The organism is Reyranella sp. (genome assembly GCF_004296935.1).
Classification (GTDB): domain Bacteria; phylum Pseudomonadota; class Alphaproteobacteria; order Reyranellales; family Reyranellaceae; genus Reyranella.
The window spans coordinates 1-26,566 of record NZ_SCVH01000101.1 but is presented as its reverse complement, the minus strand read 5'-3'; the positions used below and the strand labels follow the sequence as shown (position 1 = coordinate 26,566).

The 26,566-nt window shown below is 66.8% G+C and carries 21 protein-coding genes; 5 read left to right on the top strand and 16 right to left on the bottom strand.

The annotated features are described in order from the left end of the window. Positions 1-38: 38 nt before the first annotated feature. The 12 genes from selB to EPO55_RS14090 all read right to left on the bottom strand — a co-directional run bounded on the left by selB (position 39) and on the right by EPO55_RS14090 (position 15,587). Positions 39-1,937 (bottom strand): selenocysteine-specific translation elongation factor, encoded by a 1,899-nt coding sequence (gene selB / locus EPO55_RS14145; protein ID WP_296337551.1) that lies wholly within the window; start codon positions 1,935-1,937, stop codon positions 39-41. Between the two features lie 166 nt (positions 1,938-2,103). Continuing rightward, the gene (locus tag EPO55_RS14140; protein ID WP_296337549.1) at positions 2,104-2,877 is read right to left on the bottom strand and encodes a tetratricopeptide repeat protein; all 774 of its coding nucleotides are present in this window, start codon (positions 2,875-2,877) and stop codon (positions 2,104-2,106) included. After that, positions 2,861-4,249, bottom strand: coding sequence for an L-seryl-tRNA(Sec) selenium transferase (gene selA, locus EPO55_RS14135; protein ID WP_296337547.1), 1,389 nt, complete (start codon positions 4,247-4,249; stop codon positions 2,861-2,863). Before selA ends, EPO55_RS14140 begins: the two co-directional genes overlap by 17 nt. A 121-nt stretch (positions 4,250-4,370) precedes the next feature. Further along, entirely contained in the window at positions 4,371-4,502 is a 132-nt protein-coding gene (locus tag EPO55_RS14130) for a hypothetical protein (RefSeq protein WP_296337545.1), read from the bottom strand. A 290-nt stretch (positions 4,503-4,792) separates the two neighbouring features. Continuing rightward, positions 4,793-5,764, bottom strand: coding sequence for a formate dehydrogenase accessory protein FdhE (gene fdhE / locus EPO55_RS14125; protein WP_296337543.1), 972 nt, complete (start codon positions 5,762-5,764; stop codon positions 4,793-4,795). Beyond that, positions 5,734-6,363: a formate dehydrogenase subunit gamma gene (locus EPO55_RS14120; RefSeq protein ID WP_296337541.1), complete on the bottom strand. Its 630-nt coding sequence runs from the start codon at positions 6,361-6,363 to the stop codon at positions 5,734-5,736. The genes fdhE and EPO55_RS14120 overlap by 31 nt, the downstream gene beginning before the upstream one ends. After that, positions 6,360-7,262 (bottom strand): formate dehydrogenase subunit beta, encoded by a 903-nt coding sequence (fdxH, locus tag EPO55_RS14115; protein ID WP_296337539.1) that lies wholly within the window; start codon positions 7,260-7,262, stop codon positions 6,360-6,362. Before fdxH ends, EPO55_RS14120 begins: the two co-directional genes overlap by 4 nt. A gap of 14 nt (positions 7,263-7,276) precedes the next feature. Next, positions 7,277-10,366 carry a formate dehydrogenase-N subunit alpha gene (gene fdnG, locus EPO55_RS14110; protein WP_296337537.1) on the bottom strand — a complete coding sequence of 1,030 codons (3,090 nt, stop codon included), beginning with the start codon at positions 10,364-10,366 and terminating at the stop codon, positions 7,277-7,279. Between the two features lie 144 nt (positions 10,367-10,510). Further along, positions 10,511-11,752, bottom strand: a complete 1,242-nt coding sequence (locus EPO55_RS14105; RefSeq protein WP_296337534.1) for a hypothetical protein — start codon at positions 11,750-11,752, stop codon at positions 10,511-10,513. Between the two features lie 10 nt (positions 11,753-11,762). Further along, on the bottom strand, positions 11,763-14,072 hold the full coding sequence (locus EPO55_RS14100) for a xanthine dehydrogenase family protein molybdopterin-binding subunit (protein ID WP_296337533.1): 2,310 nt from the start codon (positions 14,070-14,072) through the stop codon (positions 11,763-11,765). A gap of 107 nt (positions 14,073-14,179) precedes the next feature. After that, positions 14,180-14,665: a heme-binding protein gene (locus tag EPO55_RS14095; protein WP_296337532.1), complete on the bottom strand. Its 486-nt coding sequence runs from the start codon at positions 14,663-14,665 to the stop codon at positions 14,180-14,182. A gap of 127 nt (positions 14,666-14,792) precedes the next feature. Beyond that, a complete protein-coding gene (locus EPO55_RS14090; RefSeq protein ID WP_296337531.1) occupies positions 14,793-15,587 on the bottom strand; it encodes a 5-oxoprolinase subunit PxpA in 795 nt (264 codons plus the stop codon). 38 nt (positions 15,588-15,625) lie between these two features. Between EPO55_RS14090 and pxpB the strand changes: the two genes are divergently transcribed. Continuing rightward, positions 15,626-16,360 carry a 5-oxoprolinase subunit PxpB gene (gene pxpB / locus EPO55_RS14085; RefSeq protein WP_296337529.1) on the top strand — a complete coding sequence of 245 codons (735 nt, stop codon included), beginning with the start codon at positions 15,626-15,628 and terminating at the stop codon, positions 16,358-16,360. Positions 16,361-16,514: 154 nt separating this feature from the next. After that, the gene (locus EPO55_RS14080) at positions 16,515-17,573 is read left to right on the top strand and encodes a biotin-dependent carboxyltransferase family protein (RefSeq protein ID WP_296337528.1); all 1,059 of its coding nucleotides are present in this window, start codon (positions 16,515-16,517) and stop codon (positions 17,571-17,573) included. On the opposite strand, the gene EPO55_RS14075 is transcribed toward EPO55_RS14080, so the two are convergent. After that, a complete protein-coding gene (locus EPO55_RS14075; RefSeq protein WP_296337526.1) occupies positions 17,570-17,980 on the bottom strand; it encodes a DoxX family protein in 411 nt (136 codons plus the stop codon). The two genes, EPO55_RS14080 and EPO55_RS14075, sit on opposite strands and share 4 nt — an antisense overlap. A gap of 111 nt (positions 17,981-18,091) precedes the next feature. On the opposite strand from EPO55_RS14075, the gene EPO55_RS14070 reads away from it, so the two are divergent. After that, a complete protein-coding gene (locus EPO55_RS14070; protein ID WP_296337525.1) occupies positions 18,092-19,642 on the top strand; it encodes a carboxyl transferase domain-containing protein in 1,551 nt (516 codons plus the stop codon). Positions 19,643-19,943: 301 nt separating this feature from the next. Here EPO55_RS14070 and EPO55_RS14065 read toward each other — a convergent pair whose 3' ends face one another. Together EPO55_RS14065 and EPO55_RS14060 are read right to left on the bottom strand one after the other, a co-directional pair. After that, positions 19,944-21,305 (bottom strand): hypothetical protein, encoded by a 1,362-nt coding sequence (locus EPO55_RS14065; protein WP_296337524.1) that lies wholly within the window; start codon positions 21,303-21,305, stop codon positions 19,944-19,946. Between the two features lie 2 nt (positions 21,306-21,307). Further along, a complete protein-coding gene (locus EPO55_RS14060) occupies positions 21,308-22,654 on the bottom strand; it encodes a hypothetical protein (protein ID WP_296337523.1) in 1,347 nt (448 codons plus the stop codon). Positions 22,655-22,760: 106 nt separating this feature from the next. Here EPO55_RS14060 and EPO55_RS14055 point away from each other — a divergent pair, with 106 nt between their 5' ends. After that, on the top strand, positions 22,761-23,570 hold the full coding sequence (locus tag EPO55_RS14055; protein WP_296337522.1) for a class I SAM-dependent methyltransferase: 810 nt from the start codon (positions 22,761-22,763) through the stop codon (positions 23,568-23,570). A gap of 2 nt (positions 23,571-23,572) precedes the next feature. Here EPO55_RS14055 and denD read toward each other — a convergent pair whose 3' ends face one another. Next, positions 23,573-24,574: a D-erythronate dehydrogenase gene (gene denD, locus EPO55_RS14050; protein WP_296337520.1), complete on the bottom strand. Its 1,002-nt coding sequence runs from the start codon at positions 24,572-24,574 to the stop codon at positions 23,573-23,575. Positions 24,575-24,649: 75 nt separating this feature from the next. Between denD and EPO55_RS14045 the strand changes: the two genes are divergently transcribed. Continuing rightward, positions 24,650-26,464 (top strand): cation:proton antiporter, encoded by a 1,815-nt coding sequence (locus tag EPO55_RS14045; RefSeq protein ID WP_296337519.1) that lies wholly within the window; start codon positions 24,650-24,652, stop codon positions 26,462-26,464. The last annotated feature ends 102 nt before the right edge of the window (positions 26,465-26,566 follow it).

The window sequence follows — 26,566 nt, the reverse complement described above, 5'->3', positions numbered from 1 at the left end:
CCAGAACCGGTGCGCTGTCACCTGGGGCGCGCGGGCCCTCAAGCGGCGGACGGCGCGCCGTACTGTTCGAGCTTCTGCGGCACCACACGGCGCAGGTCGCCGCGACGCACCGTGACGCCATGGCGGTCGAAGAACTCCAGGATCAGGATCGCGACCTTGCGGCCGTTGTCGAGCTTGTCGCGGAACTCCGCGGCGGTGAAGTCGCGGCCGAAGGCGTGGGCGATGCCGATCATTTCGGCCACCACCGGCCGCAGGAAGTACTGATCCGGCGCCACCTCGACGACCCGGCCGATCCGCGCCATCCGCTGCAGGAGCCTGCGCATGTCCGGCTCCGGCACGCTGTAGGCCTGGGCGAAGTCGCGCACGCGCGGCGGCTTGAAGCGCTCGCGCCGGAGCTCCGCGGCGAGCTTGTTCCACAGCGCCTCGTCCTTCGGGCCGAGCGTGAGCGAATGTCCGGGTATCCGCAGGAACGGCCCATCCACCGTCACTTTCTTGGCGCGCACTTCCCTGTCGAGCAGGATGCGGAAGACCGGGATCGGCCAGCGCTTCTTCAATGTCACGCGCAGCCGCTCCGGCTGCAGGCCCGGTGCATCGGGCTTGGCCTCATGGAAGGCTTTTAGCGTATCGACGATATCCAGTCGGGCAGCGGCGAGCGTTTCGGCCAGAAAGCCGAAGCCCTCCAGGCTCTCGCCGCCGGCCGCGCGCAGCAGACCCTCGACCTCGGCCGGCCGCAGATTGCGCGACTGCCCGAAGCGAGCCATCTCGACGAAGCCCGACTCCAGTCGCAGGAGCTTCGGCAGCACTTCCGCGTCGGCATTGTCCAGCGCCGCGAGCTCGGCGCGGCGGCGTTCGGACCGACGGTTGCGCGGCGGGCCGAAGGGATCGATCACCGTGGCGCCCGCAAGGGTGCGCGTGGCCGAGGGATCGCGCAGGATGATCCTGTCGCCCGCCAATGCTCCCACCTTCTCCTCGAGCACCAGCTGCGCCAGTCCCGACGCGCCAGGCGCCAGCCTGTCGTCCTCGAGCAGCGCCACCCGTCCCATGACATGGGCCGAGCCGAGGTGGATATGGACCGGCGACCAGTGCTTCAGCGGCTGGCCCTCCGAGGCGAGCAGCTTCAGGCGCACGTCGACCCGGTCGGCCGGCACGTGCAGCTCCGGACTCACGACCCAGTCGCCGCGCCGGATCGCCTCCCTGGAAAGGCGCGGCCCTGAGAGGTTGAGCGCACAGCGTTCGCCGGCACGACCGACCTCGGCCGGCCGGTTCTGGGCGTGCAGCGAACGCACGCGCGCCTCCAACCCCGAAGGCGTGAGCACCAGCCGGTCGTCGACCTTGATTTCGCCGGCATGGATCGTTCCCGTCACCACGACACCCGCGCCCGGCAGCACGAAGCAGCGGTCGACCGCCAGTCTCGCGAAGCCGGTCGTGCCCTTGCCGCTCTCGCCCAGCGCCAGCAGCTTGGCCTTCAGCTCGTCGACCCCCTGCCCCGTCAGCGCCGACACCGGCACGATCTCCACGCCCTTCAGCGACGTCGAGGCGAGCAGGGTCTCGATCTCCGCCATGCGATCCAGGATCTGGTCGTCGTCGGCGAGGTCGGACTTGGTGAGGGCAACGATGCCGCGATCGAGACCGAGCAGATCGACGATCTGCAGGTGCTCGACGGTCTGGGGCTTGATGCCCTCGGACGCCGAGACGACCAGCAGGGCCGCGTCGATCCCGGTCGCACCCGCCAGCATGTTGTGCACGAAGCGCTCGTGGCCCGGCACGTCGACGAAGCCGAGCTGCCGGCCGTCGCCGAGGTCGCTGTAGGCGTAGCCCAGGTCGATGGTGATGCCGCGCGCCTTCTCCTCCTTGAGGCGATCGGCATCGACGCCGGTCAATGCCTTCACGAGCGCGGTCTTGCCGTGATCGATATGGCCCGCGGTGCCGACGATCATTGCGAGCTTCTCCTCCCCCGCTTGCGGGGGAGGTGGCCGAAGGCCGGAGGGGGGCAGCCACGGAGAAGAAATTCATTGATGCTTCTGACCCCCTTCGCCCCCTTCGGGGGCACTTCCCCCGCTTCGCGGGGGCAGCGAAAGACCAGATGCGATAACCCTACCCTGCTCATGAAAGGGGCTCCGCTGCCCGCCGCGCGGCTTCGGCGCGCTGGGAAGGTTTGGTGTGGGCCTGCGCCTCGTGCAGGAAACCGACGGCAAGTTCGCCGACGCCGCCCGCCTCGGCTCGCAACAGCCAGTGCAGCGCCTCGACCGGATCGCGCGCCACGCCCTTGCCGGCGAGATAGGCGGCCCCCAGCATCGCCTGCGCTTCGGCCTGGCCCAGGCGCGCAGCACGGCCCCACCACTCGGCGGCCAACGCCGGATCGCGTTCGACCCCGAGCGCGTTGTGGTGGATGTCGCCCAGCCGCGCCATGGCGCCGACGCGGCCGTGCGCTGCCGCCTTCTCGGCCCACATCCGGGCGCCAAGGTAGTCCTGCGGACAGCCGCCACCGATCAGCTTCATCCACGACAGCATGTCCTGGGCGTCGGGATCGTCCTGTTCGGCGGCCCTCTCGTACCAGTGCGCCGCCTCGACCTGATCCTGCGGCACGCCCCAGCCTTCGTAGTAGCAAAGCGCCAGGTTACGCTGGCCGCCGGCATCGCCCTGATCGGCCGCCCGGCGCAGCCAGGCGGTGGCCTTCTCCAGGTCACGCGCGACGCCGCGGCCCTCGAGGAAGGCTGCCCCCATGTTGCTCTGCGCCCGCGCCACGCCGGCCTGCGCGAGCGGCGCCCAGAGATCGAGAGCCACGCCGTATTCCGCCGCGTTCCAGGCGACGAGCGCTTTGGAAAGACATTCCTCCGTCGACGGAGCCTTCTCGAAGAGCCTAGCGACCCATGACATCGAGTTTGTCCAATTGGGCAGCGAAGGCCGCCTCGTCATCGAGGGTGCGCAGATCGAAGAACAGCGTGTCGTCGGCGATGCGACCGATGACGGGAATCGGCAGGCGGCGAAAGGCATCGGCGAGGTGATCCAGTCCCCTGCCCCGGACCGCCAGCGCGAACGACTCCAGCAGATCGACCGGCAGCGCGCCCGAGCCGATCTGGCCGCGCACCGGTTCGACACCGGCCTCGGCGGCGCTGCCCAGGGCCTTGCGCAGGCCCGGCAGCAGGCGCTCGGCCTGGGCCCGGATGTCGGCCGCCGGCCGCGCCAGCGCGCGAATGGTAGGCAGCCGCTCGGCCAGCCGCCCGGGATCGGCATAGAGCCGGAGCGTCGCCTCGAGGGCGGCCAGCCGCACCTTGTCGAGGCGCAGCGCCCGCTTCATCGGATTGCGCGCGATGCGCTCGATCAGGTGCTTGCGGCCGACGACGAGGCCGGCTTGCGGGCCGCCCAGCAGCTTGTCGCCGGAGAAGGTCACGACATCGATGCCGACCTCGACCGCCTCGCGCGCCGTGGGCTCGTGCGGCAGGCCCCAGGTTTCCAGGTCGGCCAGCGTGCCGCTGCCGAGATCTTCTATGAGGGCCAGGCCCTTTTCGCGCGCCAGCGACACCAGCTCGGCCGCCGGCACCGACTTGGTGAAGCCCTGGATTGCGTAGTTCGACGGATGGACCTTCATGATCGCGGCGGTGTCGGGTCCGATGGCGGCGGCGTAGTCCTTGAGGTGCGTGCGGTTGGTGGTGCCGACCTCGACGAGGCGGCAACCGGCGCGCGCCATGATGTCGGGAATGCGGAAGGCGCCGCCGATTTCGATCAGCTCGCCGCGCGAGACGATGACCTCGCGGCCGTCCGCCAAGGCATTGAGCACCAGCAGCACGGCGGCGGCGTTGTTGTTGACGGCGGTCGCGGCCTCCGCCCCGGTGAGGCGGCACAGCCACGGCGCGATATGGTCGTCGCGCTCGCCGCGCGCCCCGCCGCCCAGGTCGTATTCCAGGGTGGTGGGCGAACGCATGGCTTCGACCGCGGCTTGGATCGCCTCCTCCGCCAGCACGGCGCGGCCGAGGTTGGTATGCAGGACTGTGCCGGTAAGGTTGAAGACGCGGCGCTGCGAAGGTTGCACCAGGGCAACCAATCGCGCCTCGCACCAGCGCGCGCAGGCGACCTCGTCGGCCACGTCGGGGGTGCCGCGCCGGGCGTCGGCCCAGGCCCGCAGCGCCTCGACGACGAGCGGACGGCCGGCCCGGCCAATCAGGGGTGCCAGCGCAGGCCAGCTGGCCATGCGGTCGACGGACGGCGGTCGGAAAGCGGGAGCGCCTTGGGCGCGGTCGGCACGCGACACGGATATGTTCCCCAGAACGCCAGTGCCGGACGAGACACCGGGCAAGGCCGCAGGATGGCCCAGCCCGCGCCGCCGATCAAACGAAAGGCAGGCCCGCAGGTCGGCTTTTGCCGGCCGGCCCCTACTGGCCGGCCACCGCCACGCCGAGGCGGGCCAGGACAAGCACCATCGAGGACGACAGGCCGATCATGATGGCGAGCTTCGTCGACGATGAGCCGAGATCGTTCGCGAGCAGCGAATTGATGAACTTCATGGTGACATCCCCAAGTTTTCGAACCCCGCCGGCCGAGAGCGAACCCCTTCGCTCTCTTTGGCCAGCACCCTCGCCCCACCGCGCACGGCGGAGCATCATCCCACACGCGCCCGGATGCATCTGCATCAGGGCGAATTGCAAAACCGAGACTTGAACCAAACCCCAACTTGCCGCGGCGACCGGGACCCCTCCCGTGCGCCACGGGTGAACATATACGCCGCGCGCTCGTAACGTTGGTGTCTCAGCGCCGGCCGTTTGGTATCAAATGTTTCCGCTGGGCCGCCAGCTTCCTAGCCGCCGGACGGATCCATGACGCCGAGCACGAACGGGTTGGGAATGCGGGAAAAACCCTCCTCGCCCACCAGGACGTCGAGCCCGAGAGAGGCGAGGTCGTCGGCGAACGGCTCGATCGCGCGGGCGCCCTCCAGATAGAAGAGCTTCGAGTAGCCTTGGCACTGCTCGCAGCATTCCGCGCGCAGATAGGTCGTACCGGCGAGCTGTCGGAAGGATATCTTGTCGGTGCTGCCGCAGTGGACGCAGCGCACGCGCGCGTAACGCCAGGCTGTGGCGCAGAGCGAGCAATGCAGGTGCCGATGGCCGAACTTGGTGCCGCCGGGAGAGATCAATCCCGAGACGGGCGGCGAGCCGCAGGCCGGGCACTGGCCGCTGTCGGCCTCGCCACCTCCGAGAGCAGCCGCGTCGAGGAGTGCCGCCATGCGCGTCCAGGCAACCTGCAGCGCGGCCGCCACGAACACCGCCTGGGCAGCTTCGCCAGCCGCCACCTTGCCGTCGAGAAAGCGGTCGGCCAAGGCCTCGAGATCGGCCGGGTCCGCCGCGGCGAGCGCCGTCCGTGCCCGGCGCGCGGCGTCCGGCAGGACGCTGTCGTCGATCCTTTCGAGCAGGCGCTGCAGCGCCACGCGCCAGCTCTCGTCGCGCGGCCAGGTCACGGGGTCGAGCGGCGCGCGTTGAACGAGCCTTGCCTTGGCGACCTCGGCCGGCCCCGGCAAGGAGCCCGGCGGCAGGTCCGCCAGCGCCTGGTGCTGGGCCGCCACCAGGGCCGTAACCATCCGCAGGAAATCTTCCAGTTCGTGACCCGCAGCCAGTGTGCGAAGCCGCTCGGCTCGGGCTGAAAAGACCGTCGCGAGATCGGGCAGGCGGACGGGATCGCTCTGGGCGATATCGCCGAGCGTGTTCTCGGCAAATCCCGGCGGTGGATTGTTCGGGCCGCTGCTCAGGGCTTCCCGACTTCCTGGCGGAACCACTTGCGATGGTGCTTCCAGCTCCAGCCACGGGTCACGGAGCCGCGGGTCATGGCGCGCAAGGTACCCTTCACCCAGATCGCGGCATAGACATGGACAATCCAGATCAGGATGGCGCCGATCGCACACAGCGCATGAACGACCGCTGAGAGCCGCTTCTGGTCGATCGTGGTGTAGTCCTCGAAATAGACATCCCACAGGACGATGCCGCTGCAGAACAGCAGCAGGATGAGGATGGACTGGCCCCAGAAGACGAGCTTCTGGCCGGCGTTGTACTTGCCGAGCTCGGGCATGCCCTCTTCGTTGTCGTTGATCACCTTGCCGAGATTCTTCATCCAGATCGTGTCATCGCGATTCCAGAAATTGAGTGTGAAGAAACGGAAGAACAGGCCGAGGAAGCTGATGGCCAGCACGACGCCGATCCACGGATGGATCGCACGCGTGGCCTGGCCGCCGCCGAACAGGTGGGTCAGGAAGAACAGCGACGGGTGGAACAACGCCATCCCGCTCAAGGCCAACAGGATCAACGACGCGGCGGTGATCCAGTGGTTGATGCGGGCCGCGGTCGTGTAGCGGGCGACGACTTTCTTGTCCGCGCTCATGCGCCTTTTCCTCCGGCCAGATCATCGCCCTTGCGCTCGTCGCTCTCGGAGACCTCGTTTGGCCCCTTGGTGACGTAGTGCAGGAACCCGAACACGCCAGCGAAAGCGATGGCGGCCAGGGAAAGGGGCTTCAGGACGCCCTTCCAGAGACCGACCAGCGGACTGATCCTGGGATCGTCCGGCAGCCCGGCGTAGAGCGACGGCTTGTCGGCGTGATGCAGCACGTACATCACGTGCGTGCCGCCGACACCGGGCGGGTCGTAGAGACCGGCCTTCTCGTAGCCGCGCGACTTCAGGTCGATGATCCGCTTGTCGGCATGGTCGAGCATGTCTTCCTTGGAGCCGAAGTAGATCGCCTGGGTCGGGCAGGCCTTGGCGCAGGCCGGCGCCTGGCCGACCGCGACCCGGTCCACGCAGAGCGTGCACTTGTAGGCCTTGCGATCGGTCTTGGAGATGCGCGGCACGTTGAACGGGCAGCCCTTCACGCAGTAGCCGCAGCCGATGCAGTTCTCCGAGACGAAGTCGACGATGCCATTGGCATACTGAACGATGGCACCCGGCGCCGGGCAGGCCTTCAGGCAGCCCGGATCGTCGCAATGCATGCAGCCGTCCTTGCGGATCAACCATTCGAGATCGTCGCCCTTCTCGTACTCGGTGAACTTCATCACCGTCCACGAAGTCGGCGTCAGATCGGGCGGGTTGTTGTAGCTGCCCTCGAAGAAACCGACCGGCTCGACCAGGTCGTTCCAGGAAAGGCAGGCGGACTGGCAGGCCTTGCAGCCGATGCATTTGCTGACATCGATCAGCTTGGCGACCTCCAGGCTGCCCTGGCGGACCTGCGGCGGGGCCTCGGTGGAGGCCGAGCGGCGGCGGATGTCGAGGGATTGCAGCGTAGCCATGTTCGCCTCCTCCCCTATGCCATCGCCGACGCGGCGGGTGCCGACGTCTTCTTCACATCGACCAGGAACGCCTTGTATTCGGGCGTGTTGACGCTGGCATCACCCACCGACGGGGTGATGGTGTTGGTCGCGTAGCCCTTCCGGGCGAGGCCGATGAAGCCATAGTGGATCGGCAGGCCGATCACGTCGCATGGCTTGCCGTTCACCAGGATGGGCCGGATGCGTTTGGTGACGCAGGCCTTGGCCTTGATCGCGCCACGCTGGCTCGAGATCTCGACCCACTCCCCGTCCTTGATCCCCTTGGCCTTGGCCAGTCGCTCGCCGATCTCGACGAACAGCTCGGGCTGCAGGACCGCGTTGCCGTGCACGGCCTTCGTCCAGTAGTGGAAGTGCTCGGTGAGCCGGTAGGTCGTCGCCACGATCGGGAACTTGTCCGGCGTGCCGAACGACTTGGCATCGGCGGCAAAAATCCGGGCCACCGGGCTGACGCTGACCTTGGGGTGCAGCGGGTTCTCGAGGAAGGCGTCCATCGGTTCGTAATGCTCGGGGAATGGTCCCTCGCGCATCACGCCGCGCACGTAGAGCCGGCCAACACCTTCCGGATTCATGATGAACGGCCCGACCGACTTGTCGGGGGCGACCAACGGCCCGTAGTCCGGCACGTCGGCACCGGTCCAGCGCGCGCCGTTCCAGAAGACGTACTTCTTGCGCTCGCTCCACGGCTTGCCGTTCGGATCGGACGAGGCGCGGTTGTAGAGCACGCGCCGGTTGGCCGGCCAGGCGAAGCCCCAGTTGGGGTGCACGCCCTTGCCGGTGGGATCGCTGGCGTCGCGGCGCATCGACATGTTGCCGGCGTCCGTATAGACGCCGGTGTAGATCCAGCAGCCGGCGGCAGTCTTGCCGTCGGCCGTCATCACGGCAAACGACGGCAACTGCTGGCCGGCCCGCAGCAGCACCTTGGTCGGGTCGGCGGGATCGGTCACGTCCTGCACGACGTAGCCGTTGATCTCCTTCAGAACCTCGGCCGGCGCCGGGCTGGCCGAATTGGTGTACGACCAGGTGAGCTTCAGCAGGGGATCCGGGAAGGCGCCGCCATCCTTGGCGTACTTCGCCTTCAGGCGGCCGTACAAGCCGGCGACGATGTCGATATCGCTGCGCGATTCGCCGGGGCCTTCAGCTGCCTTCCAGTGCCACTGGATGACACGGCTGGAATTCGTGAAGCTGCCTTCCTCTTCGACATAGACCGACGTCGGAAGCTGGAAGACCTCGGTCTGGACCGACTTGGGATCGACGTTGTTGAACTCGCCGTGATTTTCCCAGAAGCGCGCCGTCTCGGTTTCGATCGGATCGACGACCACCAGCCACTTGAGCTTGCCGAGGCCGGCCCGCGTCTTGTCCTTCTGCGGAGCGGCCATCATGATGTTCAGGCCCTGGCAGAACAGGCCGTTCATCTGGCCCGCCGCCATCATGTCGACCATCTTCAGCGTGTCGTAGCCGGTGTCGAACTTGGGCAGGTAGTCGTAGGCCCAATCGTTCTCGGCCGTCGCGGCGGCGCCGAAGAAGGCCTTCTGCTGGCTGACGAAGAACTTCTGGTAGTTCTGCCAGAAGCTGGTCTGGCCGGGCCGGATCGGCTTGAAGGCGCGCGACTTCATGTAGTCGGCGAAGGTGGTCTCCCTCTCCGACGGCAGGACCATGTAGCCCGGCGTCGAGGTCGAGAGCAGGGCCAGGTCGGTGATGCCCTGGACATTGGCGTGGCCGCGCAAGGCGTTCACGCCGCCGCCCGGCATGCCCATGTTGCCCAGCAGGAGCTGGATCATGGCCATGCAGCGGATGTTCTGGGCGCCCGTCGTGTGCTGGGTCCAGCCCAGCGCATAGAGCGACGTCATTGTGCGCTCGCCGGTGGCGGTCGAGGCGATCAGCTCGCAGACCTTGAGGAACTTGTCCTTGGGCGTGCCGCAGATGCGTTCGACCATCTCGGGCGTGTAGCGCCCGGCATGGGCCTTCAGCAGGCTCATCACCGAGTTCGGGCTCGACATGCTGTCGTCGACCTTGGCCATGCCCTGCTCGTCGAACTGGTACTCCCAGTCCGACTTGTTCGTGTAGTCGCGTTTCGAGGCATCGTAGCCCGTGAACAGGCCGTCCTCGAACTTGTAGCCTTCCTTGACCAGGTAGCTGGCGTTGGTGAAGGCCTTCACGTAGTCGCGGTGGATCTTGTCGTTCTTCAGCAGGTAGTTGATGACGCCCATCAGGAAGGCGATGTCGGTGCCCGGGCGCAGCGGCGCGTAGAGATCGGCAACTGCAGCGGACCGCGTGAAGCGCGGATCGACCACGACCAGCTTGGCGCCGTTGTTCGACTTCGCTTCGGTGACCCATTTGAAGCCGCAGGGATGGGCTTCGGCGGCATTGCCGCCCATGACCAGGATGACATCGGCGTTCTTGATGTCATTCCAGCTGTTCGTCATCGCGCCACGTCCGAATGTGGGGCCAAGACTGGCCACCGTCGGTCCGTGTCATATTCGTGCTTGAGTCTCTATGGCGAGCATGCCGAGCCCGCGCATCAGCTTGTAGGTCAGGTAGCCCGCCTCGTTGGTCTGCGCCGACGTGGCGAAGAAGCCGGTCGTCAGCCAGCGGTTGACCGTGACCCCGTCGCGGTTCTTGGCGATGAAGTTCTTGTCGCGATCTTCCTTCATCAGGGTGGCGATGCGGTCGAGCGCGAAATCCCAGGTGACGCGCTCGAACTTGTCCGACCCGGCCTTGCGGTGCATCGGGTACTTGAGGCGAAGCGGGCTATGGACGTAGTCGAGCGAGGCCGCGCCGCGCGGACAGAGCGTGCCGCGATTGACCGGGTGGTCGGGATCGCCCTCGATATGGATGACCGAGGCCTTGGCGTTCTTGGACTTGTCGCCCAGCGAGTAGACGATGACGCCGCAGCTCACCGAACAATAGGGACAGGTGTTGCGGGTCTCGGTCGCCCGTTCGAGCTTGAAGGGCCGGACGCCGGCGGCAAGCGCATCGCCTGCCCCCGTGAATCCCAAGGCGCCGACGGAAGAGGCGGCGAGGCCAGCGGCGCTCACCTTCATGAATTGCCGACGTGACACGGCCATGAGCAGCTCCATCCCTAGCGACGCTTATGAGGCGCTCGAGCGCCGACTTGTTTGATGTGCGTCTCGGCCAGTGAAACTCGGCAGCGGAGCTGAATCAACAGGAAACCGTCACAATCGGGGGAAATCCCCGACTTGTGAACAACCCTAGGGCTTGCGCTGCAGGCCCCAGGTTTCCGCCAGCAATTGACCCATGCGGGCGGCAATCAGCCGGTTGCCGCGGCTCTCGTTGGCCGCGTCCCGGTCGAAGTGGATGTGGTCGGCGTAGATCACGCCCTTTTCGCCTTCGAACACGTCGCCCAGGTCGAAAATCGGCAGGTTGCTCGCCCGCAGGGTCATCATCCCGGTCACGATCTTGCGGTAGAGGTCGCGGTAGGACAGATCGCCGACGACGCGTTTCTCTTCCTCGGTGAGCACCTTGCCCCAGGCCGGCGACGGCTGCAGGAAATAGCCGGTCTTCACGCCATTGTCGCGCGCCACGGCCTCGATGCCGCGAACATACTTCTGGTAGAGGCCGAGCTGGACGGCGAAGGCGCGTTCATGGTCGCGCCGGATGTCCTCGGGCATGGCGAACATGCCGTTGAGCGTCGTCTTCTTGTTGGACTTGAAGCTGTCCTTGCCCTTGGCGGCGGCCTCGATGCCGCGGATCACCATGTAGGCCGCATGCGACCGCCCGAGGATGGGATTGAGCGCGAGCGTGCCGGCGAGCCGGCCCATCACCCAGCCGATCGCGGCGTCGCCGAAATTCTCGTCGGCGACGAATGGATTGACGTCGATGAAGTTGCTGAGCGGCCGCTCGAGACGCTCCTGCGCGCCCGGCCAGAAGAAATAATGCTCGTTGAACCCGTCGAGCGTGACCACGGCATCGACCGACGTCGCATAGAGGGTGAACAGGATGAAGGACTGCGGCTGCTTCCACGCGCCATCGCCGCCGTTCAGCACCAGGAACGGCTTGCCGTTGGGGCTGACGTACTTGTTGTTCAGCTCCTCCTCGAAATAGCGCGGTGCCGGCGGCTTTGCATTCTGGCCGAGCTGCGAGGCGACCGACCCGCCGGTCAGCAGGACGACGTAGCGGTCGGTCCGCTTCACGACGGTGAAATCGTCGCCGAACAGCCCGATATTGTTGACCCACGGCATGCCACAGGGCGGATTGGCATGATGGACGAAGGCAACGTAGGGATGCGGAAAGAGCGTATCGACGTAGCGACACGACGATCCCTTGGTGGAATCGCGCACGTAGGTGTTCTGCGTCCGCTCGTAGAGCTCGGCTGCCGGGGTGTAGCGGCCATCCTCGATGTATAGCCAGGCGATCGCCGTCACCTCGACCACGGCGAGGGCGAGAACTATGCCGATCGCGGCCGACACCCAGCCGAAGATGCGCTGCTTCATCGCCTACCCGTCACTCCTTGGCGTCGCCCTTGGCGCTGCGGATCGCCTGCCAGACACGATGCGGCGTCGCCGGCATCTGGATGTTGCGCACGCCGAGCGGCCACAGGGCATCCATGATCGCATTCATCACGGTGGGCGTCGAGCCGACTGTGCCCGATTCGCCCACGCCCTTGGCGCCGATCGGGTTGGTCTTGGCCGGCACGCTGTCGTCGAGCGTGTTGTTGAAGTTGGGGAAGGTGTCGGCCCGCGGCATGGCGTAGTCCATGAACGACCCGGTGAGGAGCTGGCCCGAGTCGCGGTCGTAGACGTTCTCCTCGAGCAGCGCCTGGCCGATACCCTGGGCACAGCCGCCGTGGATCTGTCCGAATACGATCGGACGGTGCAACGGTTTGCCGACGTCGTCGACCGTCGTGTAGCGCTTGAGCTCGACCCGGCCGGTGTCGGGATCGATCTCGACCTCGCCGACATGGGCGCCGTTGGGCCAGGCGATGCCGTCCACGGTATTCACGTTCTCGATATAGATGCGCTTGTCGGGCTGCTTGGCGGCGAGTTCGCCGAGGCCGATGCCGCGATCCGTGCCGGCGATGGTGAACTTTCCCGCGGCATAGACGATATCCGCCGCACTGGCCTCGAGCGCGTCGGCAGCCAGGTCGCGGCCCTTGGCCACCAGCTTCTCGCTGCCCGACAGCACCGCCGAGCCGCCGATATAGGCGGAGCGCGACCCCATCGAGCCGACACCGCCCACCCGGTCCGAATCGCCCATGGCGATCTCGATCCGGGAGGCGTCGATGCCGAGCAGCTCCGAGGCGAGCTGGGTGAAGCTGGTCTGCAGCCCCTGCCCCATGCCCTGCGTGCCCATCCAGATCGTGACCTTGCCGTCGGCCTTCACCTCATAGTGCGCCATCTCGTTCATGACGTTGGCGCTGGTCCATTCGACGTAGGAGGCCAGACCACGACCGTAGAGCTTGCCGCGCTTCTCGGCCTCCGCCTTGCGCGCGTCGAAGCCGTTCCAATCGGCGGCCTCGAGCGTCCGGGTGAGGAACAGGTTGAAGTCGCCCGAATCGTACTTCTCGCCCATCGCCGTGGTGTACGGCATCTGCGAGGGCTGCACGAAGTTGCGCCGGCGCAGTTCGGCCGGGTCGATGCCGGTCTGGCGCGACGCGGTATCCATCAGGCGCTCGAGGTTGAGCAGGCATTCCGGCCGGCCAGCGCCGCGATAGGCGCCGATGGTGGCGGTGTTGGTGATCACGCAGGTGATCTTGAGGTCGACGACAGGGATGTCGTAGGTGCCGGTCGTCACCTTGGGCCCGACGAACAGCGGGATGACCACGCCGGCCCGCGCCGGGTAGGCGCCGATGTTGGCAAACGCCTCCATCCGCAGCGCCAGGATCTTTCCGTCCTTGTCGAGCGCAAGCGACGCCTTGTGGAACTGGTCGCGGCCGGCGGTCGTGGCGGCGAACTCCTCGCCGCGTTCGGCACGCCACTTCACGGGGCGCTTCAACACTTTGGCCGCCCACACCGCCACCGACTCGTCGGGCTGGATGCCGACCTTCATGCCGAAGCCGCCGCCGATGTCGCGCACCAGGACGCGGATCTTTTCCTTGGGCATCTTGAGAATGACATCGGCCAGCGTATCGCGCGTGACCGAGGGGTTCTGGCTGCCGATATGGACGACGAGCCGGTCACCGTCCCATTCGGCCATCACCGCGCGCGGCTCCATGGCGTTCACGATCAGCCGCTGATGCATGATGTCGAGCGACACGATATGAGCGGCCTGCCGGAAGGCGGCATCCGACTTGGCGGCGTCGCCGAAACGGTTGAAGCCCACGACGTTGCCGGGCGCACCCTTCCAGACCTGCGGCGCGCCGGGCTTCAGCGCATCCTCGATCTCGGTCACGGACGGCAGCTGGTCGTACTCGACCTCGATCAGTTCGGCGGCATCCTGGGCCTGCTCGCGCGTGTCGGCCACGACCGCCACCACCGCCTCGCCGACGTAGCGCACAGCTTCGTGGGCCAGCGACCGGCGCGGCGTCATCTCGGCCTTGCTGCCGTCGGCATTGGGGAACATCGCGGGAAAGGAGAAATCGCCGCAGCCTTCCTTGGCCATGTCCTCCCAGGTGAAGACCGCGACCACGCCCGGTGCGTTCTTGGCTGCAGCCGTGTCGATCTTGACGATCCGGGCATGGGCGTGCGGCGAGCGCACCAGCACGACGTGCGCCTGGTTGGGACGGGTGAGATTGTCGGTAAAGCCACCACTGCCCGTGAGCAGCCGATCGTCCTCTACACGCTTGATATACTGGGCTTTACCGAACACCGCCATACGCCACTCCCGCCACTATAATCTACTCTTGGAAGGGGCGGACTATAGCGGCGAAGCGGCGTCCGACAAGACAGCGCGACGGATGGTCCTAACGTGGTCCGGGGCAGCTATTTCGCCGCCGCGGCCCCCGCCATGGCGACCTGGGCATCCTGTTCGGATGTCACGCCCGAGACGCCGATGGCGCCGACGATCTTGCCGTCGACGACGATCGGCACGCCGCCCTCCAGCGGCATCAGACCTGGCACCGCCAGCAGGCGGAGACCGGCGCCACCCTGGGCGATACCGTCCTGCAAGGCCTTGGTCGGCCGCCTGAGATTGTTGGCCGTCGTCGCCTTGCCGATGGCGATTTCGATGCTGCCGTGCTGGGTGTTGTCCATCTTGGAGAACGCGGCAAGCTTGCTCGAACTGTCGACGATGGCGATGGCCACCGGCCAGTTGTTCTTCTTGGCTTCGGCCTCGGCGGCGGCCATCGCCTTCTTGGCGGCCTCCATCGAAATACCCATGCCGTAGGCGGGCGGCGGCGCTTGGGCACTGGCGGCGAGCGGTGACACGAGTAGGGCTGCGGCGGCCGCCGCGACGATCAGTCTGTTCATGGCATTAACTCCCGGTTGTGCCACCTCTACGGGTGGTCCCGGGACTATGCCCAACGCGCGCCGGCCGGACAGGCCCGCCGGCAGTCACAATCCGGTGAAAGGTCCAGTGAAACGGCTGATGAAAGGATCAGTGCCGCAGGCTGGGCATCTCTGGCAGCGGCACGACGCGGATGCCGGCGGCCTCCAAGCCTTTACGTACCGCCGTGGACACCGTCACCGCGGTCGGGCCGTCGCCATGGACGCAGATCGAATCGACCTGGCAGGGAATGCGCTTGCCCGAAGTCGAATAGATCGCCTGCTCGTCGACCATGCGCCGGACATGGGCCACCGCCTGGGCGGCATCCTTGATCATCGAATTGGCTTCCTTGCGCGGCGTCAGGAAGCCGGCGTCGGTGTAGGTGCGGTCGGCGAAGACCTCCTCCGCCGCCCGCAACCCGAGCTTGCGTGCCGCCTTGCCCTGCTCGGTGTTGGCCTGGGCGAGGATGATGAGGTCGCGATCGACCGCCTTGGTGGCGCGGCAGATCGCTTCGGACATCTCCGCACTCTCGGCCGACATGTTGCCCATCATGCCATGCACCTTGAGGTGGGTGACCTTGCCGCCGTGCAGCGCCGCGATCGCCTGCAGGGCCCCGAGCTGGTAGGCGATGTTGGCTTCCAGTTCCTTGACCGAGAGGTTGATCACCCGGCGGCCGAAGCCCTGCAGGTCGGCGAAGCCGGGATGGGCGCCGATGCTGACGCCGTTCTGCTGGCAGAGCTTGACCGTGTCGACCATGACCACGGGGTCGCTGGCGTGGAAGCCGCAGGCCACGTTGGCCGAGGTCACAATCTTCAGCACTTCGCTGTCGTTGCCCATCACCCACGGCCCGAAGCTCTCGCCGAGGTCGGAGTTGATGTTGACGAATCCGGCGTTGGTGGCGGCCATGGGAGACTCCCTGAATCGAAGACGCTATCCTAGCAGATGTGAGCGTTCGGTACCTATCCTGCGGCGATACCGCCTTTACTGTCGAGTTCGGCAACGAAATCTCGCCCGAGATCAACGCTCGGGTGATGGCGCTTCACGTCGCCATCGACCGCGCCAAGGCGGTGGGCGAGCTCCCGGGTGTCGTCGAGACCGTGCCCACCATGCGCTCGCTGATGGTGGCCTACGACCCGCTTGCCGCGTCCCGCGCCGAGCTGCAGCCCCGGATCGACGCGCTGATCGCGCGCGGCCTGCCGACCGGCCTGGCGAGCCGTCGCGTTACGCTGCCCTGCTGCTACGACGATCCCGAATTCGCATCCGACCTGGCCGAAGTCGCCAAGCGCACGAAGAAGACCGTGGAGCAGGTGATCGCCGCCCATCTCGCCTCGCCGTTCAAGGTCTATGTGCTGGGTTTCATGCCGGGCCTCGCCTACATCGCCGGGCTCGACCAGACGCTGTATCTGCCGCGGCGCTCTCAGCCCCGCGTGCGGGTGCCGCGTTCGTCCGTCGCCATCGCCATGGACATGACCACGATCTATCCCTTCGAGAGTCCGGGCGGCTGGCATCTGATCGGCCGCACGCCGCTCTGGATGTTCGACAAGCGTCGCGAGCAGCCGGTGTTCCTGGCGCCGGGCGACTCCCTTTCCTTCCAGCGCATCGACCGCAAGACCTTCGACCGCATCGCCCGCGAGGTCGACGCCGGCACGTTCGACTGGTCGACCCTGGTGAAGGCATGAGTGCCAGTCTTCTTCTCCTCCCCATTCATATGGGGAGGTGTCGGCATCTTATGCCGACGGAGGGGTCGAAAGCTCCAGCACCGCTGTCGTCACCCATGACCCCTCCGTCCGCTTCGCGGCCACCTCCCCATCTGAATGGGGAGGAGGAAGAGAAATGACCGCCGCGCTGAAAGTCGTTCGCGCCGGCCTGTTCGACACGCTGCAGGATCTCGGCCGCGTGGGCTTCATGGCGCTCGGCATGCCGACCGCGGGGGCGATGGACAGGGTGGCGCTCCGCCTTGCCAACGCGCTCCTGGGCAATCCCGCCGGCACCGCGGGGCTCGAGATCGGCGTCATGGGACCTGACCTGCTGGTCGAGGCCGACAGCGTGCGCGTCGCCCTGGTCGGCCCGATATCACCCGCGCTCATCGAAGGCCCCGACACGCCGCCCAAGGCGCTGGAAACGGACCGCACGCATCTCCTGAAGCGCGGGCAGGTGCTGCGCGTCGGCATGGTCGAGGGCTCGAGCACGGCCTACCTCGCCGTCGCGGGCGGCTTTGCCCTGCCCTCCTTCATGGGCAGTCTCTCGACCTATGCGCGGGCCGGTGTCGGCGGCTTCGAGGGCCGCAAGCTTGCCGCGGGCGATGCACTGCCGCTGTCGCTCGAACAGGCGCCACCGGGCGACGACCGCAAGCTCGGGGCGCCGTTCGACTATGGCAGTGGCCCGGTCCGCATCGTCTGGGGACCGCAGGAGGAATATTTCACCGCGGCCGGCCGCAACATCTTCGTCGGGTCCGACTATCGCGTCTCCAGGGAGGCGGATCGCATGGGCATCCGCTTCGAGGGACCGACGATCGCCCATGCCACAAGCGTCGAAAAGGGCGGCGCCGACATCATCTCCGACGGCATCGGCCCTGGCGCGATCCAGGTGCCGGGCGCCGGCCTGCCGATCGTGCTGCTGGCCGACCGCCAGACCGTCGGCGGCTATCCCAAGATCGCCACCGTGGCCTCGGTCGACCTGCCGCGCCTCGGCCGCCTGCTGCCGGGCCAGACGGTGCGGTTCCAGCCCGTTACCGTGGAAGAGGCGGAGAAACTCCGCCGCGATCAGGAGTCGCGGATCGCGCGGGCCATCGCCGACTTCAAGGTCGCCCGCCCGCCCGGCGGCATCGACCTCGCGCGGCTCTACGAGGAAAATCTGATCGACGGCGTCGTCTACGAGCGGTCGCCAGGCTAGCGCCCGTCTACCTGGTCGCCGCTCTCGTCCGCGCCGTCGAACGACATGCGGCCGGGGCCCGAGACGTAGAGGGCGAGCAGGCCACCTGCCAGGGCGACGTTCTTGAGGAAGTGGACCATCTGGGCGCGGTCGGTGAAGTTGGCGTGGAACAGCAGGGCCGTCACAATGCAGAAGCCGGCGAGCGCCACCGCGGCAAACCTCACCTTCCAGCCGACGATCAGGAGAAAGGCGGCGCCGATCTCGACCACGATGGCCACGGGCAGCAGCAGCCCGATCGTGCCGTGCTGCACCATGAACTGCCCGGCCTCGTCGTAGCCCGCGATCTTGCCGATCCCCGACCACAGGAACAGGCCGGCCAGCAGGCACCGCGCCACCAGCAGCACGCTGCTGTTGCCCGTTTCGTCCATCGGCCCATCTCCACGGCTCGGATGCTTTCAGTGTAGCCGCTCAAGCCCGGCGTTGGTACGAGACTTGACCGCTTTGAGACGATTGAAACAACCGGACCGGGGAAACAGGCGATGAGTTGGCAACCGGAAATGGACGAGCTGCGCCGCCGTCAGGAAATGACGAAGCGCATGGGCGGCGCCGACAAGGTCAAGCGCCAGCACGACGGCGGCCGGCTGACCGTCCGTGAGCGCATCGACCGGCTGCTCGACAAGGACTCCTTCCGCGAACTCGGCAGCATCGCCGGCAAGGCGGAATACGACGGCCGCAACGACCTGGTCGATCTGATGCCGGCCAACGCCGTGATGGGCCGCGGCAAGATCGACGGCCGGCCGGTCGCCGTCACCGGCGACGACTTCACCGTCCGCGGCGGCTCGGCCGACGCCACGATCAAGGAGAAGTCCAACTTCATCGAACGCTACGCCAACCAGTACCGCGTACCGGTGATCCGCATGATCGAGGGATCGGGCGGCGGCGGCTCGGTCAAGACCATCGAGACCACCGGCCGCGCCAATGTCCCGGGCGTCAGCGGCTGGGAATGGGTGGTGCAGAACATGGGCGCCGTGCCGACGGTGGGCCTCGGCCTCGGCTCGGTCGCCGGGTTGGGCGCCGCGCGGCTGGCCGCGACGCACTACTCGGTAATGGTGAAGGAAATCTCGGCGATGTTCGTCGCCGGCCCGCCGGTGGTGAATCGGCTGAGCCCCAAGCAGTACGACAAGCAGGAACTGGGCGGCTGGGAAATCCAGCTTCGCGCCGGCGCCATCGACGAGGCAGTCGACAGCGAGGAAGAGGCCTTTGCCGTCACGCGCCGGTTCCTCTCCTACCTGCCCTCGTCGGTCCACGACGCGCCGCCGCGCGGCCCCGTGACCGACGATCCGGCGCGGCGCGAAGAATCTCTGTTCGACGTCATCCCGCGCGACATCCGCAAGGTCTATCGCATCCGCCCGATCGTCGAGAAGGTGGTCGACCAGGGCAGCTTCTTCGAGATGGGCAGGCTCTACGGCCGATCGGTCGTCACCGGCTTTGCCCGGGTCGACGGCTGGCCGGTCGCCGTGATGGCGAGCGATCCGATGTTCTATGGCGGCGGCTGGACGGCCGACGCCTGCCAGAAGGTGACACGCTTCCTCGACATGGCCGAGACCTTCCACATGCCGGTGGTCTACTTCTGCGACTGCCCCGGCTTCCTGATCGGGCTCGAGGCCGAGAAGAGCGGCGTCATCCGCCAGGGCGTGCGCGCCATGTCGGCGATGTTCCAGACGACGGTGCCGTGGTGCACCTTCATCATCCGCAATGCCTTCGGTGTTGCCGGCGCCGCGCACCAGAACGGTTCCAGGGTCAACTGGCGCTATGCCTGGCCGTCCGGCCGCTGGGGGTCGCTGCCGCTGGAAGGCGGCATCGAGGCCGCCTATCGCGCCGACATCGCCGCCGCTCCGGATCCGAAGGCCAAGATGGCCGAGATCGAAGAGCGGCTGAACAAGCTGCGATCGCCATTCCGCAGTGCCGAGACCTTCTGGATCGAGGAGATCATCGACCCGCGCGACACCCGCAAGATCCTGTGCGAGTTCGTCGAACTGGCCGCACCCATCCGCGGCTCGGGGCGCAGCAGCCCGTGGATGCGGCCGTAGTTGATTTGCAAGTTCAGCAGGTTTTGTGCTAAATTTCCAATACAGTGGACGCCTTTGTGAAGGCACTGCTGGCAACGCCCGGGCGATCCCTCGCTCCGGGCGTTTTTCGTGGTCCACGCCGGGCTGCTTCCGGGAGACGGCAGCGGCACGCCCATCCCGGCTGCGGGCGGGCATGGCTGGCACAGTTCGTCAGGGGGCGATCGGCCAGCCGGATCAAGGGCTTGAGCCGGCTTCGTGGCACAGGCAGCGGGACACCGCGTGGCACAACGAGGTGTGCCACGAAATGGTCCATTCGCCAGCCTTAGCGCCGCCAGCCGTAGCCGCTCAGCCGGGGCAGCAGGCCGCATTCCGGCTCGAACGGCGGGTTGCTGAGATAATCCTGGTCGGAAACGACATAGGCCTTGCCGGGCGTTCGGCTGACGATCGCGCTCAGCGCCGGAAACGACCAGTCCTGGAAAAACAACTTGTTCGGCCAGTCATGCAGCGGCAGCGTCTCGGCGCGGATGATGCCGGAGCGTTCGTCGACCAGGCCGCGGACGCTGTCGAGATAGCCCGCCCACAGCCGCGTCAGCGCGATGTCGGGAACCGCCGCGGCAAAAGTCAGTGCCGTGACCAGGGTGAGCAGCCGCCGGGAGACCGCTGTCTCCCGCAAGATAGCGACCACGGCGGGTGGATCGCGTCGCCGGTCGGCGAGCAGCCACATACCCCCCAGGAGCACGGCAAGCAGAATCCCGGCCGCCTGGCGCGCCACGTAGTGGGAGGGCGGATAGAGGATCGAGGGCGGGTGTACGACCCGCCACCAGGGCGACAGGGCAAGAAGGGCGGCAACGACGCCCAGAACGATGAGCGGTCCCCTGCCCTGCAGCCAGGATGGCCGCCGCAGGCCGGCCGCGCCACAGATCACGCAGCCGGCCAGGGGAATGGCGAACTGCATGTTCTGCCAGAAGTCGACGCTGGTCGACCGCACCTTGAGAAAGTGCGGATGGTCCCAATAGTCGACGATCGTCACGGCCGAAACCACCGCAGCGCCGATGAAGGCGAGCGCTGCGAGCGCATAGAGGACGCGAATGCCGAAGTCAGGGCTGGCGGCGCGGCGCGATTCCCAGACAATCGCCGCCGCGAGCAGCGGCCCGAAATAGACCATGGCCTCGTAGGAGCGAAGGCAAAGCGCCCCGAGCACGCACAGGATCGCCGCATCGCGCACGCTCCTGCCACCCGTCGTCAACGTCACCGCCATGGCTGCCGTCACGGCCGCGAAGGTCGCGTTGTATTCGCCGACGATGAAGAACGAAGTCGGCAGATAGACTGCGGCGACGATGGCGACGACGGCGGCAAGCAGCGGCGGATGGTGCCTCACGCGCGCCAGCGCAAAATGATAGAGAGCAGCCGGTACGGCGAACAGCGTGGCCGAGTAGGCCATTGCCAGCAGCCTGGTATCGCGCATACCGGCGTCCGCCAGCAGCAGCATGGGCGCCTGGGTCAGCCAATCGACATGGGCGCGGGCGGCATAGAAATCATGAAATCGTTCGCGGTCGAGCAGGTTTACCAGGAAGGACGATCCGTCCCAGAAGAGTCCGCGGCATTCGACGGCGTTGTAGATGACCAGCGCCCACAGCAGCACAATGACGCCTCGATAGGCTGCGAAATGCGGGACCTTGCGCATGCCTAGTCGCGCCACATGAAGGGGCCGAGATCGTAGGGCTGGGCCGGCGGAAACGGCTGCCAGGAGTCGAAATCCTTGGGCGGCGCGATGATCCCGTCACCGCGCTTGGCGCGCAGCACCAGGCTCTGGCTTGGCAGGATCCAGGCTTCGATCAGATGCAGGTGCGGATTTCTTGCCAGCGACGTGCTCTCGAAGGCGATCACCCCGCTTTGCGACCGGACGACAGTCCGCACGGCCTCGAGGTACGAGATCCAGGTTCTGGTCAGGTAGATGTCGGAGGGCAGGCCGGCCAACAGCATCAGAAACGCAAAAGCGACAAAGCGCCGTGCCGCGTCGGGCGCGCGCAGGATGACGAGCGCCGGCAGTTTGTTGCCGACCTTGGAACGGTAGATCCAGATGAAGATGACGATCGCGGCGATGACCAATCCCGCCGCCGTCCGCGCGACGTACTGCGACTTGGCCAGCGGCCGCACGAGCGTGTCGCTGGCCGCGAGCAGCGGCGACAGGGCGAGGATGACGAGGAACGAGGCCGCCCACCAATATGGCCTCGTCCCCATCAGGGAGCGCGGATTGAGCAGTGCCCACCCCACGACCACGAGCGCCGCTGCAAGCACCATGTCGAATTGCATGTTCTGCCAGAAGTTGGTGGCGGTCGCGACCGTATCGCTGAGGTGCTCCTCGGAGTGGGGCTTGAGAATGGAACCGGTGGCCACGACCATGCCGGCGAGAAACATGCCCGCGGCCGCGACATGAAGCGCGGTGGCGAAGACCGGCCGTGACGGTGCCCGGCGAAGCGCCCAGAAGATCATCGCCGCCAGCAGCGGGCCGAGATAGATCATCACTTCGTAGGTCCGCATGGCGAGGAAGGCGAGCGCCGCCAGCACCAGGCCGTCGAAGACGGTGAGCCGCTCGGCCGTCGCCAGCCGGACCGCCGCCAGCACGACGAGCGCATAGGCGGTGTTGTACTCGCCGACGATGAAGAACGAGGTCGTCATGAAGACCACGGCGACCGCCGCCACCACGGCGGCCAGCAGAACCGCGTCGTCCTTCGCGCGCATCAGGGCAAGGTGGTAGAGGGCGGTCGGTACGGCGAACAGCCCGAACGACAGCAGGCGCGCCATCAGATGCAAGTCGGTAACGCCCAGGAACAACGCCGTCATGACCGGAATCTGGCCGATGACCATCGCGTACAGGCGCGGCGCGTAGAAGTCGAAAAACCACTCGCGGCGGGCGATCTGGACGAGGAACGCCGAGCCGTCGACAAACAGGCCCCGGCTCTCCCAGCTATGCCAGAGTGCCAGCCCCCAAAGCAGACCGATTGTGATGCGGTAGGCGATTATTGTTGGCATACGCAAGCGAGCGGGCTCTACCTGACCGTTGGGGCGGAAGCAAGCGCTCGCGGCTTGCGGCCTCGAAGGGGCGCTGTTAGCAAGGCCCCGCAAGCGAGGATAGACGATGCTCAGTTGGGAGAAAATCGACGCAATTCCAGGCTGGTTCATGTTCCAGTCCTACTGCGTCTGGCGTGCCCTGCTCGACCAGCAGTCCGGCGTGACCGGGGACCTGTTCGAAATCGGCGTATGGCGTGGCCGATCGGCCTCGGTACTGGCGGCCTATCGCAAGGGCGGTGAAAAACTCTATCTGTGCGATCTCCGATTGGACGAACCGGCGGTGCATCGCGCTATCCGGTCGGTCGGCGTCGAGCCGGCCAACATCGTGCCCCTGTCCGGTCCGTCCGCCGATCTGGCGGCCAAACTCGACCCCCAGGCGATGCACCAGACGGTGCGCTGGTTTCATATCGACGGCGAGCACACCGGCACTGCGGTCTACCGCGAGCTCGAGTTCGCCAACCGGATCGTCAATACCGAAGGCATCGTGGTGATCGACGATTTCTTCTCGCCGCGCTATCCCGCCAACACGACCGAGGTGATCCGCTACCTCGAAAAGAACCCTTTCCATTTCCGGCTGCTCGCCGTCGGCTTCAACAAGGGCTATCTTTGCCGCCCCGAAAGCCTGCCGCGTTACATGGATTTCATGGCCTCGGGCATGTCGCGGGCGCTCGGCACCTACGGGGCCAAGACGACGATCTTCAAGACCACGGGCCCCTGGGACACCGACGCGGTGGGCATCACCGACTACGTCGAAGACGCCGGACCTGTCGCCGGCCCGGACAACGAGCCGCAGCGCTGGCACATGATGCGCACCCGCCACGTCTGGGGGCCCTGGCGGCACCTGCAGAACGGCTGGCGCATGCTGCGACGAGGCTAGAGTCAGGCGGGCTTGGCGATCTTCATCTGCTCGTCGAGATCGTCGGCGATGAAGTGACGCACGACCTCGTCGAGGTCCTTGTCGGTCTCGAACCCGAGCGCGCGGGAACGCTTCGAATCGATGCCCTGAGGCCAGCCGTTACAGATCTTCTGAATGGCGGGATCGTGCTGCCAGACCACCTTGCCGACTTTGCGGTTGCCGGCGTGGCGCGCCACGGCTGCTTCCAGCTCCCTGGCCGTCACATTGATGCCGTTCAACAGCAGCGTGCGGCCCGGCCCGAAGGCATCCGGCGGCAGATCGTGCAGGCGCATGAAGGCATCGACCGTCTTGCGCGGGCTGAGCACGACCATGATGGTCTCGGGTGTAACCGGACAGACGACGTCGACGCCGGTGAGCGGCTCGCGCAGGACGGAACTGGCCCAAGTCGACGCCGCCTTGTTGGGCAGGCCGGTGCGGACGCAGATCGTCGGCAGCCTCACCGCAGTACCGCGCAGGAATCCCTTGCGGGTGTAGTCTCGGACCAGGAATTCGCCGATTGACTTTTGCGCGCCATAGGAAGTCTGCGGCGTGAGCGGCGTATCGTCGGTCACGGCCGGCGGCAGGTCGCCACCGAAGGCGGCCAGCGAACTGGTGAAGACGACCCTCGGGTTGGTCCCGAGCGCCCGGCAGGCTTCCAGCACGTTGCGCGTACCGTCGAGGTTGACCCGGTAGCCGAGGTCGAAATCGGCCTCGGCGCCCGCGCTCACGACGGCGGCGAAATGGAACACCGTGGCCGCGCCCTGCACGATCGACTGCACCGTCGCGAAGTTGGCGATGTCGCCGGCCAGCGCCTTGACCCTGGGGTCATCGAGCCCCGGCCCGGTCGCCTTGGCGACATCGAACAGCAGCAGTTCGCCCACGCGCTCCGGCGCGCCGGTCGGTCCCGCGATCGCGCCCTGCTGCAGGATACGCCGCGCCAGCTTCTTGCCGAGAAAGCCGGCGCCGCCGGTGATGACCACCTTCATGTCGTCTCCATCCCGATTTCCTTATTGCCGACGAAAGTGTGCACAGATCGCCGTGCGCAGTCTATGTTTGAGCCAATGGCAGGATCTGCGGAAATCTTCGTCTTCAAGGATGCGCTGATCATCCTGGGAACGGCGGCCGTCGTGGCGCCGGTCGTGCATCGCCTGAAGATCAGCCCGATTCTGGGCTTCCTCGTCGTCGGGGCGCTGCTCGGCCCCTATGGGCTCGGCCAGCTCGCCGACTATTCCCGCGCCATCGACTGGCTGACCGTCACCGGCGAAAAGCAGATCGCCTTCATCGCCGACCTCGGAATCGTCTTTCTGCTGTTCTTCATCGGCATGGAACTGTCGATGCGCCGCCTGATCACCATGCGTCGGCTGGTGTTCGGACTGGGTGGTCTTCAGGTCTCGCTTACGGCAATCGCCATCAGCCTCGGCGCCCTGTGGCTGGGCCAGCCGCCGGCCGCGGCCCTGATCATCGGCGCCTGCCTGGCCCTGTCGTCGACGGCCATCGTGATGGAGCTGCTGAGTGGCCAGCGCCGCATGATGTCGACCACTGGCCGTACCAGCTTCGCCATCCTGCTCGCCCAGGATCTTGCCGTCGTGCCGCTGCTGTTCCTGATCAGCGCATTGGGCGGCAACAGCGAGGGTTCCGTCGTGCAGGGCGTGGTGATCGCCCTGGTCGAGGCGGTTGTCGCCGTCGGCGTGATCGCCGTCGTCGGCCGAGTCGTGTTGAAGCCGCTGTTCCGGCTGGCAGCGGGAACGGACAACCCGGAATTCTTCATGGCGGCCACCTTGCTGATCGCCGTCGGCTCGGGCGTGATCGCCTCCGTTGCCGGCCTCTCGATGGCGCTGGGTGCCTTCATAGCCGGCCTGCTCCTCGCCGAGACCGAGTACCGGCGCGCCGTCGAGGCGATGATCGATCCCTTCCGTGGTCTCCTGCTGGGAGTCTTCTTCTTCTCCGTCGGCATGCACATCGACCTCGGATTCATCTGGCGGGAACCGCTTCTGGTTGCCGGCGGTTTCCTTGCCATGATGGTGGCCAAGACGATATTGCTCGCTCCGCTCTGCCGGCTGTTCGGCATACCGTGGTCGACCAGCATGGAGACCAGCCTGCTGTTGGCGCCGGGCGGCGAGTTCGCCTTCATCGGCATCGGCCTCGCCACCCAGTTCAGGTTGATCGACAGTGGCGTCGCGGCCGGCGTGCTCGCGGTGGTTTCGCTGACCATGGGCACGCTGCCGTTCATTGCCCTGGCCGCCCGGCACATCCACAAACGCCTCGACGCGGAAGCACCGTCGCGACCTTCCTCGACCCTGCTGCCGCCGGACGACCATACCAAGCGTGTCATCGTCGTCGGCCACGGCCGCGTCGGCCAGCTGGTCTGCGACCTGCTCGACAAGCACGAGATCGCCTATCTCGCCACCGACAAGGACGTGGCCCTCGTCGAGCGCTGGCGCAACCTCGGCCGGCCGATCTACTACGGCGATGCCAGCAACCCGATCTACCTCCAGCGCTGCGGCATCGACGAGGCGGCGGGCGTCATCGTCACCATCGACACTGCCGTCGTTGACGATGTCGTGCGGGCGGTGCGCGCGCGCCGGCCGGACGTGATGATCGTGGCGCGCGCCCATGATGCCCAGCATGCCCGCCACCTCTACACGCTCGACGTCACCGATACGGTGCCGGAAACCATCGAGGCGAGTCTGCAACTGGCCGAATCGGCGCTGGTTGGTCTTGGCGTGCCGATGGGGCTGGTGATTGCCTCGATCCACGAACGCCGCGAGACCGTGCGTCGCGAATTGCAGGCTGCCGCCGGAACCGCGAGTCTGCTGACCGAGCAGATCCGCCAGGCCCGCCAGACGGCGCAGCGCGATCGCAAACCCCGGTCATGAGGCCCAGGTCATGAGGCTCAAGTCATGAGGCGTGCGTGAAGGTCATCAGCTGGAACCTGTTGCGCCTGACCGGCGCCGCCGCCGAGGACGTGGCGAGCCTGG

Bases quoted from the DNA above. Each gene is read 5' to 3' on its own strand.
- denD (WP_296337520.1), bottom strand. From the start codon at position 24,574: ATGAAGGTGGTCATCACCGGCGGCGCCGGCTTTCTCGGCAAGAAGCTG.
- EPO55_RS14130 (WP_296337545.1), bottom strand. From the start codon at position 4,502: ATGAAGTTCATCAATTCGCTGCTCGCGAACGATCTCGGCTCATCGTCG.
- EPO55_RS14060 (WP_296337523.1), bottom strand. From the start codon at position 22,654: ATGCCAACAATAATCGCCTACCGCATCACAATCGGTCTGCTTTGGGGG.
- EPO55_RS14105 (WP_296337534.1), bottom strand. From the start codon at position 11,752: ATGAAGCAGCGCATCTTCGGCTGGGTGTCGGCCGCGATCGGCATAGTT.
- EPO55_RS14055 (WP_296337522.1), top strand. From the start codon at position 22,761: ATGCTCAGTTGGGAGAAAATCGACGCAATTCCAGGCTGGTTCATGTTC.
- EPO55_RS14075 (WP_296337526.1), bottom strand. From the start codon at position 17,980: ATGGACGAAACGGGCAACAGCAGCGTGCTGCTGGTGGCGCGGTGCCTG.
- fdxH (WP_296337539.1), bottom strand. From the start codon at position 7,262: ATGGCTACGCTGCAATCCCTCGACATCCGCCGCCGCTCGGCCTCCACC.
- EPO55_RS14070 (WP_296337525.1), top strand. From the start codon at position 18,092: ATGAGTTGGCAACCGGAAATGGACGAGCTGCGCCGCCGTCAGGAAATG.
- EPO55_RS14120 (WP_296337541.1), bottom strand. From the start codon at position 6,363: ATGAGCGCGGACAAGAAAGTCGTCGCCCGCTACACGACCGCGGCCCGC.
- EPO55_RS14140 (WP_296337549.1), bottom strand. From the start codon at position 2,877: ATGTCATGGGTCGCTAGGCTCTTCGAGAAGGCTCCGTCGACGGAGGAA.
- EPO55_RS14065 (WP_296337524.1), bottom strand. From the start codon at position 21,305: ATGCGCAAGGTCCCGCATTTCGCAGCCTATCGAGGCGTCATTGTGCTG.
- EPO55_RS14080 (WP_296337528.1), top strand. From the start codon at position 16,515: ATGACCGCCGCGCTGAAAGTCGTTCGCGCCGGCCTGTTCGACACGCTG.
- EPO55_RS14095 (WP_296337532.1), bottom strand. From the start codon at position 14,665: ATGAACAGACTGATCGTCGCGGCGGCCGCCGCAGCCCTACTCGTGTCA.
- EPO55_RS14090 (WP_296337531.1), bottom strand. From the start codon at position 15,587: ATGGCCGCCACCAACGCCGGATTCGTCAACATCAACTCCGACCTCGGC.
- EPO55_RS14100 (WP_296337533.1), bottom strand. From the start codon at position 14,072: ATGGCGGTGTTCGGTAAAGCCCAGTATATCAAGCGTGTAGAGGACGAT.
- EPO55_RS14045 (WP_296337519.1), top strand. From the start codon at position 24,650: ATGGCAGGATCTGCGGAAATCTTCGTCTTCAAGGATGCGCTGATCATC.
- selB (WP_296337551.1), bottom strand. From the start codon at position 1,937: ATGATCGTCGGCACCGCGGGCCATATCGATCACGGCAAGACCGCGCTC.